Below are 13217 nucleotides of genomic sequence, written 5' to 3'. Positions count from 1 at the left end.
AGTGTTATGTAAGGCAAATGCCTGTATTTATTGATACATATCAGGACGTACGGCCACTTCTTCAATAAATTCCCCGTTTTTATCGTAATAGAGGTAATTCATTGTGATCTTCTTTTTCCTCAGGATTTCCAGTCCCGGGTTGTTTTTTGCATTATCAATGATTACCGGGCGAACGTATTTATTTATAGTGTCGGCGTTAATCTCCGCTATTTCTGTTTCCGGAAGGGTGTAATAGTAAAAAATGTCGGAATCGCCTTTGGCTGCAACACTGTCCAGCCGGGTAATCTCATCTACCTCCATAGGGGTTTTCCGGTTCATTTCATCCACGGTCTGTTGTAATTCGGATACCCGGTCTTTACTGAAATATTGTCTGGATGCGTAAAATGCAATAGCAAAAGCTATGACAAAGGCGCAGATGAAAACAATAATGCTTATGGTTGTTTTACGTCTGTGTGGTTTTCTGTTCTTTTCCATGTATACTTCTTTTGTGCGGTCTTTTCAGTCTGCGGTAAAATCCACGGATTTCCGATCCGTATATTTTATACTCTAGTTGTTTTTTACCGGAATCCACAGTTCTTCTTCCGAATCCGGATGTTCGGTTTTGTACCTGGCTCCCATCAATGCAAAGTGTGGACGGTTATCGAGGGTATATTCGGAATCCGGTATCCACGTTCCGTAAATATACTTGTATACATCCGACGATTCACTGCCCTTGCCTTTAAAGGGGAATACGGCATACAACCCGTCGGGGATAACCAGTTTTTCCATTTCTCCCGGAATAATGAGATGGTCACTTACTTCTACGGCAGCCCATTTCTCAAAAAATTTGTCGGGATCGAATTTTTCGAAAAAACCGGTGTCGCTATATACTTCTACTGAATATAAACCGGTGCCTACATTATTCTTGATTTCTCTTCTTTTGGGCACGAAATCACGCCACAACTCCCCGGTTTTGTTTTTCGTAAAGGACATCTTTACTTTTTTACCGATGAGCTTGGTTTCTTTTAATTGTATGATTTTAGGTTTCATAGTGTTTGTCTTAAATTAAACATATGAACGGACGATGATAAACTTTAGCGGGAAAATAATTTCCTGGCTTCTTCCAGGGTACTTACAAAGTTTATTCTGCCCGTTTTATTGCTTTCATAGATAAAATCTTTCAGGCTTTTGCTTGTAACATCTTCAAAATTTCCTACGATGGCCAAGCGGGCATTATAATTGGAAAATTTTTGAAGTATTTCTCCTGCTATTCCCGATTGCAGTTCGAAAAACTCCGGTACCAGATGTTTTTTCTGTATAATAATACATTCGGCACCCCGGTAAATACTGTTCATCATTATTTCCAGGGCATCCTGGGCATTGGTGATCTCGGTGTTGCCGGATATGAGTTCGGCAACAGGTATGCCGTTTAGTTCTGCGATATGGATATTCATAATAGTTATTTCTTCTGTGATTTATGGATACCCATAAAATAATTGTTCCCGCCTGATCGCAAAAGGGCAACGAAAAGGAAGCGGAATGATAGAACACACACGTTTATCACCACCGGGGACAGGTACATTCTTTTTTGAGAGGCCCGGATCTTTTCCCTATAAAGATAATAAATACAAATTCTTTAAAAATCAAAATCGAAGAGGATTATTATCCGAAAAAATTGTGCAGTTATGTTTTTAAGGAATAATTACCACAGGAACGGTATTAATTTGTAAGTGCGTTTCTGGTAGTCCGTATATGAATTGCCAAACAGGTCGACCAGTAATTTTTCTTCTTTGCTTATTTTTTTAAACAGTCCCATAGTGTAGAGAACGGTAATGATAATCCCGGAAAGGCTTCCCATGATCAGGCAGGTACCTATAAGTCCCGAGATAAATCCGGTATAGATAGGGTGTCTTACTATCCGGTAGGGACCTGCAACGATAAGTTCATGTTCTTTTTTTGCCGATACGCCGCCACTCCAGTTCCATCCCAAAAGCAGGCGGGACCATATGGAGACAGTAATGCCGCTAACGGCCAGTATGAGCCCTGCCAATTGTATGGCGTTATACGGAGGAATGACAATCTTCCCCAAGCCTTTGGTCGTGAAAAGAGGAAGGTATAAAGCGAGAAAAACAATAACAAATCCCATAAAAGCCGAAATTTTCTGGGAAGTGGTACGGGGATTGACATTTTCCTTGGTCTTGTTGCTTTGCCATAACCACGTTACGGAAAATAAAAACCAGCACGCCAGGGTAGCATAGGCCGGAAAACTGATCTGGATGTTCACGTTATTTTTCAGGGTTGGTTTGTTGAAAGTAAAAGTACAACTATTTTTCAACACCCCGTGTATTCTTTTGGGAAGTGGAAAAAAAATTAATTTGTCGCTTTCATAGGTTTTGATGGGGTTTTGGGTTAATAAGTTATCGGACTGTTGCTGCCTGAAAAAACGACAACTTGATAATCAGAAATGAAAGGGCCGTTTTGTTGCCTGTCAAAACGTCTGTGCTTTTGTATGAGGGGTGGCCTTGTTAAATTTTGCTTCGTTTCACACCGTTTTTCCAGGCCTGCACTATATCGTCCGTCTCCCTGCGCAGCAGGCTTTCGTTTACCGCCATTTTTATGATTCCGTCCTTACCGGGGCTTCCCAGCCATATATTGTGTTCGTGGTACAGATAGTTAGCCAGTTCTTTCACCGAAATACTTTCGTCCGGTTTCAGGTGGTAAATATTTGTTCCTTCGGGAACCGGGGAGATCGTTATACCAGCTATCCTGTTCAGTCCGGAGACGAGGTCCCGGGCGGAAAGGACCACTTCTTTCCATCTTTCTTCCAGGCCTTCGAGGTAATGCAGGGCCATGGCAGTATTCTGCCAGTTCTGGTATACCGTTCCGCCGTGTATTTTTATCTGGTGTGCCACCTGGTCTATGATCTCCGAATTTCCGCACAATATGGCCCCGCCTGCAGCATTGAGGTATTTGTAGAGGGAAATGTAGACCGTATCAAAATGAGAAGCGTATTCGGCAACGGAAATCCCGGTATATGCCGAGGCTATGTGTATCCGCGCCCCGTCCAGGTGAAGTTTATAACCGTTTTGCCTGCCGTAACCGGATATTTCTTTGATGGCCTCTATGGGAATTGCCGTCCCATCTGCCCGGCGTATGGGATGTTCCACGGCTATAGCGCCCAGCCCGCTTTTAAAAACTTCATTTTCTTCCAGGTATGTTACCGCTTCTTCCAGGTCTTGCCGCAGAAAATACGATCTGTCCCTGCCCACTGGGACCAGGCGTTTGCCGTGGACACTCTGTGCTGCATCTGCTTCATCCCGGAAAATATGGGAATTTTCCGGGACTATGACCTTTGTATTGTTTCCACTCAAGAGTTTGAGGGCCGTTTGATTGGCCATAGTGCCGGTAGGAAGGTAAATCGCTTTTTCTTTTCCCGTGATTCCGGCAAATTTTTCTTCAAGTAACTTCATAGTTCCCCCGTTGCCGTAAAAATCCCTTTCTATAGGATGTTTCCGGTTTATTTCTTCGAGCTTGTCCAGGTATTCCCGGGGGGAGAGGAACAGGCTGTCAGAGGTAAAATTAACCGGAGCTCCGGAATTCTCAGGACTCTTACGGGGAACTGAAAAAGGGATGGCCTGTATGGCAGTGGCGGGTAATACCAGCGGGATGGTAGAAAGCCCGCATTTTTTGATGAAGTTCCTTCGGTCGGTGATTGTTTTTTTCATGTATTCCGGTATAATAGTGGGTGTGTCCTGAACGACTTTTCCCGAACAAGATACTTTCTTTCTCCGTTCCCTCCAATAATTTTTTCTATTTTTGCCCTATGCAAATGACAGTAATGCTATAACAGGTTTTTTCAGCTTCTTATCCGGAGCGGTGTCTTATTTTTCAATAAGGCAAGGTTTTTATTCCCTCGATTTTCCAATTTATATTTTATTCATCCAAAACGCGGGCAGTTCCGTTATGGGCTGATCCTGGTTTTATTTAAACCTGTATAGTATGTCAGATATTTTAAAGAGTACAGATAAAGAACAATTTATCCGTAACGGTTACATCCGTATAGAAAATGCCTTTTCCGAAGAAGTGGCCCGTGCGGCACGGGATATTTTGTGGAACGACCTTCCGTGCGACCGGGCAAAACCGGAGAGCTGGACAGAACCGGTTATCCGCCTGGGTATGTACACCCGTAAACCTTTCATAGATTCTATAAACACCCCGGCTTTATACCGGGTGTTCGACCAGTTGGCCGGAAAGGGGAAATGGCTTCCCTGCCGGAGTGTGGGTACCTTCCCGGTACGCTTTCCGTCGGATAAAGAACCGGGTGATACGGGAAAACACGTAGATGCCGGTTTTCCAGGTGAAGACCCTTCCGATTTTTTTCAATGGCGTATTAATATTCGTTCCAGGGGACGTGCATTGCTTATGTTACTTTTATATTCGGATGTATCGGAGGCCGATGCTCCTACTATCCTCTGGAAAGGTTCACACCTGGATGTAGCCCGGTTGTTACGGGGAGAAGGGGAAGAGGGACTATCTTTTGCGGAACTGGCCACCAGACTGTCAGATCTTCCGGAACGCGAAAAGGTGGTGGCTACGGGCAGGGCCGGTACTATATACTTGTGTCATCCTTTTATGGTACACGCGGCACAGGAACACCGGGGAAATACTCCGAAGTTTATGGCGCAACCTCCTTTATTGTTACGCAATGAACTCGTTCTGAGCGGTTCTTCGGCAGGATATTCACCTGTGGAAGAGGCCATACGCCTGGCATTGTAAGGGTAAGTTTGAGGACACGGCCAGAAATCGGCGGGATTGCGGGGACCGGAACAACTTTCCGGTCCCCTTTAATTTCGTTTTCCTTTAAGATAAGCATACACAGCCATAGCATGGCCATGTCCCAGATCGTAATCGTCTTTTAACCATTGTACAATTTGTCCGGCTTTAATGCCCGGTTTTAGTGTTTCGTTTTCCATAAAACCTTTGTCCGTGGCCAGCCGGATAAAATCTTCCGCACTGTTGCCGGTTTTGGTCCGGATATTTATCAAGTAAGACTGAAAAGACATAATTTGCAGGGATTTGTTTTGTTCAAATTTCGGGAGAATACTGTAAACCCGTACGGTGCAAAAATGTCATATGGCAGGGGAGGACAGGACAAATACGGGAGCGGGATCTCAAGCTACAGGGAAAAATCAAACAATTCCTTTTCCGCAATTTTAAGTGCTTTGGCTATGGCATGAACAGTAGAAATAGTGGCATTGGTCTGGGCGTGTTCAATTTTAAAGACCTGTGAATATTCTACCCCGGCGGCATGCGCCAGCTTTTCCATGGAGAGACCTTTCTCCTTGCGCAGTTTTCTCAGGTTCCTGCCGAATGCTTCCAGGTATGCTTGGTTTCTAACACTACTCACCCCCGCAAGTTGCGCCATAAAATCGGGATTAATTATAGCGTATAAGCTATATTTTGTTATCTTAGCAAGGTGTTTAAACGAAATTTTCCCGACTTTTATATGTCGTTATCAGATATTTATCCGGGAATAATAAAAAGCACGGACGGAAACCAATCCCCCGGGTTTCCCGATACGGCAGCAGCCGGTTTTTCGGGCCATTAAGCTGCAGAACTCCAGTTCTCTATGGTTTTAACCTTATTGTTATGTTTAGAAGTTATTTAAAAAAGTCTCCGGAAGGTCCCCATCCTGTATTTACGGAAAAGGAATGGAAATCCAGGTGCTCTACCTGTTTTTTACTGGGTATGATAGCCGGATGTATTGTCCTGGCCGTGTTGTTTGTGATCTTTGCGCCGGAACTTTTCGGTTTTTCCTTTTTTTCGGCAGAGTCATGACGGGATGATCCGGGGAGACAGGTGAAGGGGGGAATGTTGAAAATCCTTTTATATACCTGTTCTTGCGATTCTCCTGGTTTTAATTTTGTCCCACGCTATTACCTGCACACCGGGGGAATAATGGGCAAGGTGCGGTGCGTCTTTCAGGAGCTTGGAAAACCGGGGGTAATGTACTTCCGTTTTTGTTAGTTCTATCGTATATACGGGCCAGGGGATATGGTGTATCTCAAATTCATTTATCGCAGTCGGGGTTTCCTGGAACAGGGCATACCTTTCCGTAAGCCAATGGTCCGGTCCGGTTTTATGGGATATTTCCCCGCCAATATTGTAAAGTATTTCCAGCCGATCTCCGAATTTGTGATTCACGGAATTATAATAACATTCCTGCCGTTTCATCCGGGAGTATCGGTATGGCAGCTCGGATAGGGTCCTGGCCACCCGGCACGAGATCCCTGTTCCGCCTTCTATGCTCAGGAAGTATACCCCCGTCTTATTATTGTTTTTTACATAGGTACGAATGTTTATTTCGTGGAAGTCCGAAACAGGGGGGAAGGGAGGGAGATTCCTCGGCCTTATCTTCTGCATGGTAAAAGCTACTACCGATACCCAGGCCTTATCATCATATAAGTCAATCTCCAGTTCCGGTGGAACAAACTCGCGCAGCTCGGCAGGCTCCACCTGCCAATGGAGAAAAACGGCATCGTTCCATTCCTGGTAATATTTCCATTCTTCCGCCGGCATTTTCCACGGACGATGGTTTGTTATTTGGAGTATTTCTTTGATTTTCAAATGAATATTTTTGTAATGAGAAGAATAAGAGAGTGGAAATCGTGATTTATAAAGCGGGAATTAAATATTTTTCAAGTCTCTGACCGTAAATCCATTTTCCGTATTTCCAGTATTCACTGTGGTTTTGGGCTCAAACAACACTACTTTAACTTCGCCTATGGCTTTGGGCCAATGATTGGTTTTGCGGGGAATAATAATAAATTCACCGGGATTTATTTCCAGGGTTTCGTCGTCCAGCTCCATGAGCAGTTTGCTTTCGATAACCAGGAACATCTCGTCTTCATTTTCGTGCTGGTGCATCACAAACTCATCTTTAAACCTAGCGACCTTTACCAGTTGGTCATTGAGTTCACCTACAATTCTGGGGTTCCAGTAATCCCGGAACCGGCTAAACTTATCTTCTAAATTTACTTTTTGGATAGACATAAAACCGGATATTGAACTAAGTTTCAAGAGTACAAAATTGCGCGGGGATGATTAAAATTAATACTGAAAAAACAGATAGATGTTATTTCTTATTATCCTTAACCTGATGATATTCTATTAGCCCCGGAATATACCTTTTTGTTTCTAGAACTCCGGTTCGTGCAAATGTTGTCCATATAGCACGGATCTCTTTTCCGGCCTGTTGCAGTTCTGCAAGCGATTTTCCTTCACGAAAAACCGAAGTTTTCCATAATTCCCGGGTACCGAATAAAAGTGAAATGTCTACAATATGCGCGGCTTTTATCCAATTGTTCCCGGCCCCCCAGCTTATATGGTATTGATAAACGGAACCGCCTGCCCCGGCCAAATGCCGGGCAAAGGCCTTACCCGGATTGCGGTATATCCGGTCCGTTGTTTTGCGGATCAGCCATTCCAGGGATGATCTTCCCATAAAGGGTACGACGGAAAGGGATCGTAAAGGTTTTACAAACGGAACGAACAAGGAAGTTTCCCGGTCCGTCCACCCGATCATTACGTCCCACTGCCGGGCGCGTTCCTGCCATATTTTTTCCACATCCTTTTCGGGCGGCACGGGCGGATACCCGTATTGAATACCAAAAGGCATTCCCCCCTTTATCCCGAAACCTTTCATGGAAAGGATCAAACGGCTTTGCAGGGCCAGGAGCGTGTCTACATCCGTATCTTCCGGCAGCATCGCTACTTTCTTTATCATTTTTCTGGCCATAGCTGCCTTCCCTTTCCGGATACCCAGCGGGGCACTCTGAATGATAGCCCGGTGAAACAGGTCTTCCGTACCTTCGATGAGCATCAGGTGAGCAATGGCATCACCTCCGGCCGATTGTCCGAAAAGCGTAATATTAGCGGGGTTTCCTCCAAAAGCGGCAATATGCTTTTTAATCCACCGTAAGGCGGCCATAATATCCAGCAATCCGAGATTGGCCGGTACATCGTTGTACCCGCCGAGGAAGCCCAGCAATCCCAGGCGGTAATTGATATTTACGACTATAACATCATTTTCCTCCACCAGCAGGGTGGGGTTATACACCGGGGAATCTCCTGCTCCCGAGGCATATGATCCGCCATATATCCACACCATCACCGGCCTGCCGGACGGTGGCGGTGCGGAATCCGGAAGTGTTATCGAAAGATACTGGCAGTTTTCGTCGATCGTCAACCGCTCCAGCATGTCCCGCCCCAGTAAACCTCTGGATTTCCGTGAAAGGTTCTGCGGACAGGCAGGAGACCATTTCGTGGCCGGATAGGGGATTTGCGGCAGCCCGGTTTCCCGTGGCTTCTCATAGCGTCCGGCCATGGCATAGGGGATCCCTGTGGCTCGTATTACATTACCGTCACGCCATCCCTGTACGGGACCGTCCGAAGTTTCAAAAATAATATCTGCCATAACCAATACATGTGATAGGAGTTACCTGACAAAAGCCGTAGCCTGCTGTAAGGACAAATGTATAAATTTATGAGGTTATACTTCCAGTTTCCGGACAATGTCCGGTGCAACTGTAGAACTGCTTTCCGCCTCCCTGTGCTGGATTAACCTTTAACACGCTCCTTCTCCCGGGAGTGTCTGCCAGATGTTTTTATGTTAAACTACGGGATTTTTGTTATTATTTTAGGTTTTTATTAAGAAATATGTATATTTGCTTTCGAATAGGGTAATTCTTACGCAAATCCTCTAAATCAGTTTATCCGGTTAAGATTTACCTTAAATTCACCTACCTCACCAAATTTTATTTTTTAACCTAAATCTTTTTATTATGAAAGTACAAAGTGTATTTGTATGGATGCTTATGGTATCTTTAATTTTTATCTCCTGTTCGAAAGAGGATGTGAACGGGGCGGACGATCTGAACAGCCAGCAGGAAACACGGGAACTGAGTGCCGATGAACTTGCTGCAATGCGGATGTGTAAAGACGTTTATCCGGAAGGTGTTACCCCCAGGGCCGCGGCTGTGAGTTCCAAAGTCTGGCAAAACGGTCAAACGTTAAGAGTAAAGTTTTTGGGCGGGTCTCAGTATGTCAGGAACAAGGTGATGCAGTATGCCAACGAATGGTCCGATTACGCCAATATTAATTTCGAATTTGTAACTAACGGTAATGCGGATATACGGGTAAGCTTTATGTCCGGACAAGGGTCTTACTCTTATATAGGTACCGATGCTAACCTCATCCCTTCCAATTCGGAAACCATGAACTTCGGTTGGTTTGACGATAATACTTCCGATTCGGAATTCAGCCGGACCACTATTCACGAATTCGGACATGCGCTTGGCTTAATCCATGAACACCAGCACCCGGAAGTAGAGATTCCGTGGGACAAACCAGCGGTATATGCCTACTATGGCGGGGCTCCCAACTACTGGTCACAGGCCCAGGTAGACAATAACCTTTTTGCTACCTATTCCGCTTCTCAGACACAGTTCAGCGCGTACGACCCCTTGTCCATTATGCATTATGCCATAGATAATTCCCTTACCATTGGCGATTTTGAAGTGGGCTGGAATACCGTGTTATCCGATACCGATAAGCAATTTATAGCCGATTTATACCCTAATTAAGGTTATATAGCATTAGCTTTTATCAATATATATCATGTGTGCAGTTTCATTAACTGCGTACATGATATTCTTATGTTTATTAAAGCCCGGAAACTGCTTTGTTCCTAATATATTCTTTATCCATGCGATCGTGTTTTCCCGTTATTCTGTTGTTTTCTCTTCTGTTTACGGGCAATGGAGTATTTGCCCAGGAAATTGTGAAGGGGCAGCTTTCCATACAACCTTATGTGAAATACCGGCAGGAAAGCCTCAGCTGGTCCGTTGCCGGAGATGTTAGTGGGCAAAACCCCAACATACTGTCAGAACTCAAATGGAAGAAGTTGCGCGGTCCGCAGACAGGGATGTTATTGCAAAAGGAAATCTCCCGAAGCTTCTCCGTTCAGATGGATATGTCCTACATGGATATCACCGCCGGAAGGGTTACGGATACTGACTACAGCGAGGATAACAGGCAGGGTATTTCTTATTACGAAAAACTACAGGCAGACAAAGGATATATGCTATCGCTGGATGCCAGGTTGCAATATCATGTGTATTTACAGCCTCAAATAAAGATCATTCCATTTCTGGGATTCACCAACAAATACCAGCACCTGTATATGCTGGACAATGAAATACCCCTGATAGAAGGGAGTATCCTCAAAAGTACATATACTCCTCATTGGTACGGAGGTACCGTAGGAAGCATATTTATCTTTGACGTCCTGAAGGCCAGGGTTCTTCTGGAAATAAGCGGCGACCTCATTAAATATTCTGCAAAAGCCAACTGGAATTTGAGAAACGAACTTGCACACCCGGTAAGTTTTGAACATAACGCTACCGGAAAGGCTGTTAATGCCCGGTTATCTATAGAATACCCGGTAAGTAAAAACATGTACCTTACCCTCAGTGGCGATATCTCCCGTGCCGAAACGCAGAGCGGGACCGATAAGACATTTTATCGAAGTGGGAGGGAAGTGTTTACCAGGTTAAATTCCGTAGTTAATAAATCTTATGGGGTAGGGTGCGGGCTTAAATTCAAACTGTTTTAAGAACGACATTTACCTTCGTTGTTCTCCTTCATTTATAATATCCTTTACTGTGGTAATTTTTATTATCAGGATGTTTTTATGTTTTTAAAGATACATTCTAATCTAAACATTGTTTACGATGAAGGTACCCATTGCAAACGAGTACCGGAATAAAAATACATTTGTACATTTGTAAACCAAGCGTAAAACCAAGATCAATGTCCATATCCAAAGAATCCGAATTAAAAGGTATGCAGCAGGCAAGTGAGGCGGTGGCCTGCACCCTCCGGGAAATGATCAATTATGCCCGTCCGGGAATGTCTACCAAAGAACTCGATGATTACGGAGCAAAGATACTTTCCGGCTTCGGGGCCAAATCCGCACCTTACCTTACCTATGGTTTTCCGGGCCATACCTGTATAAGTGTAGGAGGGGAGTTTTGTCACGGCATACCGTCCGCCACGCGCATTCTTAATGAGGGAGACCTCGTAAATATAGATGTTTCTGCCGAACTTAACGGGTATTGGTCGGACAATGGCGGGTCGTTTGTTTTGGGAAAGGATATTCACCAACACCAAAAACTCGTCGATACATCCAAAGAAATTTTAAGAAAGGCCCTGGAGCATATCCGCGGAGGTGTGCGGATTTCCGATATAGGGCACCTTATGGAAACCGAAGCTAAAAAGAAAGGGTATAAAGTGATTAAAAATCTTGCCGGTCACGGTGTGGGCAGGAGCCTTCATGAAGAACCTGTTGATCTCCTTAATTACAAAAACAAATTCGACCGGAGGAGGTTCCGCAAAAACTCGGTGGTAGCCCTAGAAACGTTCATAGCTACAACGTCTACATATGCGGATACACTTAGCGATGGCTGGACGATGATAGGGAACAAGGGTGGTTTTATGGCACAGCACGAACACACCATTGTCATTACCGATGGTAAACCGGTAATTCTCACGGAAGAGAACGGAATCCTTAATTAAATCATTAATCCACAGATATTTTGCGACCTGAAATGTCTTTTAACCAAGTATAATGTTTATAATAAACCTGACATATAAGACTTCTTTTGATAAGGTAGAACCTCATCTGCAAGCCCATATGGACTTTGTAAACGAACAGTACGAAAACGGGAATTTCCTGGCTTCCGGTAAAAAGGTACCCCGGACCGGTGGGGTGATATTATCTGGTGTGGAAAGCAGGGAGACGCTGAGCAGTCTCATGGAGCAGGATCCCTTTATACAGCACGGTGTCGCCGATTTTGAGATTACGGAGTTTGTAATCAGCAGGGTGAGCGAACACTTAAAAACCACCTTTTCATTGTAATACTTCCATCCGGAAAAAACGGGGAAGAGGCTCACATCAAGGGCTTATTTGCAATAAGTGCTTGAGGATGACAAGTTACATGTATTTCACCTGTTTTTCTCAAATTATACTATCTCACTATAACTGTCTTATGTCCTCTAGGATATCACCAACAGTTTTTATCAGTTTATCCGCGGTTTGCATATCGCTTTGATTGGTGATAACAGTAATACCCATATGATGTTCTGGAATTACAAAAAACCAGTTTTGCATACCAAAGGCTCCGCCGTGATGTCCGTAATATACTCCTTATTCTTCGGTATGAACAGGCAGTAATAAGCCAGTTTCATTCCTTTGTTGTCATAAATGACTTCATGAGATTTCCGGATCAGCGGATTGCTTTCATCCAGTTGAAATTTCATATAACGGATCATGTCCGGAACAGTAGATTTTAATCCTCCGGCCGCACCCCATAGAGAATTAGCCATGTGCGGAACTAATTTATTCGTTTCTCCGTAACCATTGGCGAGCCTGCTGCGTTGTTCTTCTGTAAGGTTTATCCGGGTATCGGGCATTCCGGCCACATCCCAGATATATTTTTTCAGGAGGTCTTCATATGTTTCTCCGTACACATTTTCCAGAATATGTGCAATTAATTCGGTATCTATATTTGAATAGCCGTATTTGAAACCGGGAACAGTGTCTATAGTAATAGAGTGCAAGTCCTGTAAAAACTTTTGTCTATTGTATTTTTTTCCACCTTATATATGTTAAAAGGAAGATTTTCATCGATATGTTCAAACAACACATTGATACTGTCCGGCAAAAATTTGGGTAAACGGCTGGTATGTGTGATCAGGTGTTTTATTTTTATGGGTTTTCCTTTGTATTCCAGGTTGGGATAGTCGTCCCTCAGGTATTTTCTGATGTCTTCTTCCAAATCCAGTGTATCATCCATAACGGCCCGGGCAACCAGAATTCCGGCAAATGTTTTGCTTACTGAAGCGATTTCATAGATTGTACTGTCCGTAGGGGGATTTCCCTTTTCCTTATCCAGCTCGCCATAATGGCCGGTATATGTTTTACCGTCTTTATATATTCCAATGGAAACCGCGTTGATTTTTGGATCCAGAAGTAAAGAATCCGCATTTCTGTTCATGGAAAGCCATACGGGATCAGAAACCGTATTTTCATCCTTTTCCTTTGTTTTGTTTTTACAACCGATAAAAGAGATAATGGCCAACAGGAAAAAAATATTTTTCATCAGTATAAGATATTA

At 44.0% G+C, this 13217-nt stretch carries 17 protein-coding genes; 5 read left to right on the top strand and 12 right to left on the bottom strand.

Features of this window, described 5'->3' with window-relative positions; all coding sequences use genetic code 11:
• Window positions 1–27: 27 nt before the first annotated feature.
• The 5 genes from ED312_RS04750 to ED312_RS04730 form a co-directional block, all read right to left on the bottom strand.
• Window positions 28–474: a hypothetical protein gene (locus ED312_RS04750; protein WP_123214868.1), complete on the bottom strand. Its 447-nt coding sequence runs from the start codon at window positions 472–474 to the stop codon at window positions 28–30.
• A 72-nt stretch (window positions 475–546) separates the two neighbouring features.
• A complete protein-coding gene (locus ED312_RS04745) occupies window positions 547–1029 on the bottom strand; it encodes a GyrI-like domain-containing protein (RefSeq protein WP_123214867.1) in 483 nt (160 codons plus the stop codon).
• 44 nt (window positions 1030–1073) lie between these two features.
• On the bottom strand, window positions 1074–1433 hold the full coding sequence (locus ED312_RS04740) for a DUF4180 domain-containing protein (protein WP_123214866.1): 360 nt from the start codon (window positions 1431–1433) through the stop codon (window positions 1074–1076).
• Between the two features lie 248 nt (window positions 1434–1681).
• Window positions 1682–2314 (bottom strand): methyltransferase family protein, encoded by a 633-nt coding sequence (locus ED312_RS04735; RefSeq protein WP_123214865.1) that lies wholly within the window; start codon window positions 2312–2314, stop codon window positions 1682–1684.
• Between the two features lie 190 nt (window positions 2315–2504).
• Window positions 2505–3704: a threonine aldolase family protein gene (locus ED312_RS04730; protein ID WP_123214864.1), complete on the bottom strand. Its 1200-nt coding sequence runs from the start codon at window positions 3702–3704 to the stop codon at window positions 2505–2507.
• A 274-nt stretch (window positions 3705–3978) separates the two neighbouring features.
• On the opposite strand from ED312_RS04730, the gene ED312_RS04725 reads away from it, so the two are divergent.
• Window positions 3979–4755 carry a phytanoyl-CoA dioxygenase family protein gene (locus ED312_RS04725; protein WP_123214863.1) on the top strand — a complete coding sequence of 259 codons (777 nt, stop codon included), beginning with the start codon at window positions 3979–3981 and terminating at the stop codon, window positions 4753–4755.
• Window positions 4756–4823: 68 nt separating this feature from the next.
• On the opposite strand, the gene ED312_RS04720 is transcribed toward ED312_RS04725, so the two are convergent.
• The 5 genes from ED312_RS04720 to ED312_RS04695 form a co-directional block, all read right to left on the bottom strand.
• Complete coding sequence (locus ED312_RS04720; RefSeq protein ID WP_123214862.1) at window positions 4824–5042, bottom strand: DUF4287 domain-containing protein; 219 nt, start codon at window positions 5040–5042, stop codon at window positions 4824–4826.
• Between the two features lie 113 nt (window positions 5043–5155).
• A complete protein-coding gene (locus ED312_RS04715; protein WP_123214861.1) occupies window positions 5156–5404 on the bottom strand; it encodes a helix-turn-helix domain-containing protein in 249 nt (82 codons plus the stop codon).
• Between the two features lie 461 nt (window positions 5405–5865).
• Window positions 5866–6606: a YqjF family protein gene (locus tag ED312_RS04705; RefSeq protein ID WP_123214859.1), complete on the bottom strand. Its 741-nt coding sequence runs from the start codon at window positions 6604–6606 to the stop codon at window positions 5866–5868.
• A gap of 60 nt (window positions 6607–6666) precedes the next feature.
• Complete coding sequence (locus ED312_RS04700; protein WP_123214858.1) at window positions 6667–7032, bottom strand: cupin domain-containing protein; 366 nt, start codon at window positions 7030–7032, stop codon at window positions 6667–6669.
• A gap of 82 nt (window positions 7033–7114) precedes the next feature.
• Window positions 7115–8455 (bottom strand): carboxylesterase family protein, encoded by a 1341-nt coding sequence (locus ED312_RS04695; RefSeq protein WP_123214857.1) that lies wholly within the window; start codon window positions 8453–8455, stop codon window positions 7115–7117.
• A gap of 367 nt (window positions 8456–8822) precedes the next feature.
• Between ED312_RS04695 and ED312_RS04690 the strand changes: the two genes are divergently transcribed.
• The 4 genes from ED312_RS04690 to ED312_RS04675 all read left to right on the top strand — a co-directional run bounded on the left by ED312_RS04690 (window position 8823) and on the right by ED312_RS04675 (window position 11959).
• The gene (locus ED312_RS04690) at window positions 8823–9623 is read left to right on the top strand and encodes a matrixin family metalloprotease (RefSeq protein ID WP_123214856.1); all 801 of its coding nucleotides are present in this window, start codon (window positions 8823–8825) and stop codon (window positions 9621–9623) included.
• Between the two features lie 122 nt (window positions 9624–9745).
• Window positions 9746–10654, top strand: a complete 909-nt coding sequence (locus ED312_RS04685) for a hypothetical protein (RefSeq protein WP_123214855.1) — start codon at window positions 9746–9748, stop codon at window positions 10652–10654.
• A gap of 197 nt (window positions 10655–10851) precedes the next feature.
• A complete protein-coding gene (gene map / locus ED312_RS04680; protein WP_123214854.1) occupies window positions 10852–11616 on the top strand; it encodes a type I methionyl aminopeptidase in 765 nt (254 codons plus the stop codon).
• A 52-nt stretch (window positions 11617–11668) separates the two neighbouring features.
• Window positions 11669–11959 (top strand): YciI family protein, encoded by a 291-nt coding sequence (locus ED312_RS04675; protein WP_123214853.1) that lies wholly within the window; start codon window positions 11669–11671, stop codon window positions 11957–11959.
• A gap of 230 nt (window positions 11960–12189) precedes the next feature.
• Here the strand turns inward: ED312_RS04675 and ED312_RS24350 are convergent, their stop codons facing one another.
• Together ED312_RS24350 and ED312_RS24345 are read right to left on the bottom strand one after the other, a co-directional pair.
• The gene (locus ED312_RS24350) at window positions 12190–12660 is read right to left on the bottom strand and encodes a serine hydrolase domain-containing protein (RefSeq protein WP_123214852.1); all 471 of its coding nucleotides are present in this window, start codon (window positions 12658–12660) and stop codon (window positions 12190–12192) included.
• Entirely contained in the window at window positions 12642–13202 is a 561-nt protein-coding gene (locus ED312_RS24345; protein ID WP_123214851.1) for a serine hydrolase domain-containing protein, read from the bottom strand. Before ED312_RS24345 ends, ED312_RS24350 begins: the two co-directional genes overlap by 19 nt.
• Window positions 13203–13217: the final 15 nt, after the last annotated feature.

The organism is Sinomicrobium pectinilyticum (assembly GCF_003725735.1).
GTDB lineage: Bacteria > Bacteroidota > Bacteroidia > Flavobacteriales > Flavobacteriaceae > Sinomicrobium > Sinomicrobium pectinilyticum.
The sequence above is the reverse complement of the archived record's forward strand: the minus strand, read 5'-3'. Positions and strand labels throughout refer to the sequence as shown.

Coding starts and splice junctions, on each gene's coding strand:
- ED312_RS04750 (WP_123214868.1), bottom strand. CDS start 474: ATGGAAAAGAACAGAAAACCACACAGACGTAAAACAACCATAAGCATT.
- ED312_RS04745 (WP_123214867.1), bottom strand. CDS start 1,029: ATGAAACCTAAAATCATACAATTAAAAGAAACCAAGCTCATCGGTAAA.
- ED312_RS04740 (WP_123214866.1), bottom strand. CDS start 1,433: ATGAATATCCATATCGCAGAACTAAACGGCATACCTGTTGCCGAACTC.
- ED312_RS04730 (WP_123214864.1), bottom strand. CDS start 3,704: ATGAAAAAAACAATCACCGACCGAAGGAACTTCATCAAAAAATGCGGG.
- ED312_RS04725 (WP_123214863.1), top strand. CDS start 3,979: ATGTCAGATATTTTAAAGAGTACAGATAAAGAACAATTTATCCGTAAC.
- ED312_RS04720 (WP_123214862.1), bottom strand. CDS start 5,042: ATGTCTTTTCAGTCTTACTTGATAAATATCCGGACCAAAACCGGCAAC.
- ED312_RS04715 (WP_123214861.1), bottom strand. CDS start 5,404: ATGGCGCAACTTGCGGGGGTGAGTAGTGTTAGAAACCAAGCATACCTG.
- ED312_RS04700 (WP_123214858.1), bottom strand. CDS start 7,032: ATGTCTATCCAAAAAGTAAATTTAGAAGATAAGTTTAGCCGGTTCCGG.
- ED312_RS04695 (WP_123214857.1), bottom strand. CDS start 8,455: ATGGCAGATATTATTTTTGAAACTTCGGACGGTCCCGTACAGGGATGG.
- ED312_RS04690 (WP_123214856.1), top strand. CDS start 8,823: ATGAAAGTACAAAGTGTATTTGTATGGATGCTTATGGTATCTTTAATT.
- ED312_RS04685 (WP_123214855.1), top strand. CDS start 9,746: ATGCGATCGTGTTTTCCCGTTATTCTGTTGTTTTCTCTTCTGTTTACG.
- map (WP_123214854.1), top strand. CDS start 10,852: ATGTCCATATCCAAAGAATCCGAATTAAAAGGTATGCAGCAGGCAAGT.
- ED312_RS04675 (WP_123214853.1), top strand. CDS start 11,669: ATGTTTATAATAAACCTGACATATAAGACTTCTTTTGATAAGGTAGAA.
- ED312_RS24345 (WP_123214851.1), bottom strand. CDS start 13,202: ATGAAAAATATTTTTTTCCTGTTGGCCATTATCTCTTTTATCGGTTGT.